The sequence below is a fragment of the Vibrio sp. 10N.222.46.A1 genome (genome assembly GCF_041473595.1).
Lineage (GTDB): Bacteria > Pseudomonadota > Gammaproteobacteria > Enterobacterales > Vibrionaceae > Vibrio > Vibrio tasmaniensis_A.
Genome location: NZ_JBFRSN010000894.1, coordinates 1 through 1,457 on the forward strand (window position 1 = coordinate 1; position 1,457 = coordinate 1,457).

The window sequence follows — 1,457 nt, forward strand, 5'->3', positions numbered from 1 at the left end:
TCGTCACATGCCAGATGCCGCCTTCACGGTGCGCTTTTTCAACTCGGCAGTAGTTACGAACTTCTGCGTTGTTTTCTTTTGCTGCTAATACGTTGAGCAACACCATACGCGCATCATCAACCCAGCAATCTGAGTATTCGAAGCCTGTCTTCATTTCTGGTTTCAGTAGGCCTGATTTCGCTAAGTTGACGGTCTTACTTCCAGGAAGAGTGGTGCGCTTACCCAAGTTATCGTAAAGGAATAGGCCACAGCGAATCATCCAAGCCGGGCGTAAAAATGGTCGATGTGGTAAACGGAAACGCATTGGTTGAGCAACATGAGGTGCTTTTCTTAACAAGACTTCACGTTCCGCGAGTGCTTCCGAAACCAAACGAAACTCGTAATGTTCAAGGTAGCGTAGGCCACCGTGGATAAGCTTTGAGCTGGCAGAAGACGTTGCAGATGCGAAATCATTTGCTTCGTATAAGCCAACGTTTAGACCACGACCTGATGCGTCTGCCGCGATGCCTGCACCGTTGATGCCGCCGCCAATCACGATCAAGTCTAAAGTGGAAGGTGTACTGTTGTTTGAATTATTTTGTTGAGCACTCATGGTTTTGACCTCTTTCTGAGCGAACGAGCATTTTAGAACATAATTGAATCCTATATGAACTTTCGTTTGCGGTCATTTATTATTTTCGTTTATGCGCGTTTTATGTGATTTGGGCATAAAAAAACCTCTGCTTATGAAGGCAGAGGTTCAAATAAGTCTAATTCGAGCATAGAAGCGACAGTGACAGCGAGCAAGTTTTACTTTATTAACTTTTCTATAAAGAATCGTGAATCATTTAAGAAAGTGGCGTCACTGAGCTCTTATGTTTAGTTATTCGCTCATAGGACGAGCGGTATCGATCACTTCTAATGGTATTGCGGAATCTTTAAGGATGTTGAGAATCTCTTCTGGTGGCTGCTTATTAGTAAACACCATGTGGGCTTGAGAGATATTACCGAGCTTAACCATCGCGTTACGGCCAAACTTAGTGTGGTCGACGGCTAAGAAGATGCTGCGACTGTTTTCGATGATGGCTTGTTTCACTCGAACTTCGTGGTAGTCAAAATCGAGTAACGAGCCGTCAAAGTCGATGCCACTGATGCCCAAGATACCGAAATCGAGGCGGAACTGCTTTACGAAATCGAGTGTCGCTTCACCGACGATGCCACCATCGCGGTTACGTACTTCACCGCCCGCCAAGATAACCTTGATCTCTGGGTTCGGTAGAAGGATGCTTGCAACGTTAATGTTGTTGGTCACAACTCGTAGCTGCTTATGATTCTTGTTGAGTGCGCGAGCAACCGATTCAGGTGTGGTGCCGATATCAACGAACAAGGTTGCGCCATCTGGGATATGTTTAACCAGCTCGTCGGCGATCACGTCTTTTTCGTTGAAGTTAAGCGCTTTACGCGTGTTATAAGAGGTG

2 protein-coding genes are annotated in these 1,457 nt (G+C 45.8%); both read right to left on the minus strand.

Annotation, left to right across the window (positions count from 1 at the left end; translation table 11 throughout):
• A partial coding sequence (locus AB4496_RS21575) for an FAD-dependent oxidoreductase (RefSeq protein ID WP_372131914.1) occupies positions 1-592 on the minus strand: 592 nt, incomplete at its 3' end.
• A gap of 270 nt (positions 593-862) precedes the next feature.
• Positions 863-1,457: DeoR/GlpR family transcriptional regulator (locus tag AB4496_RS21580; protein WP_372131916.1), on the minus strand; the 595-nt coding region annotated here is incomplete at its 5' end.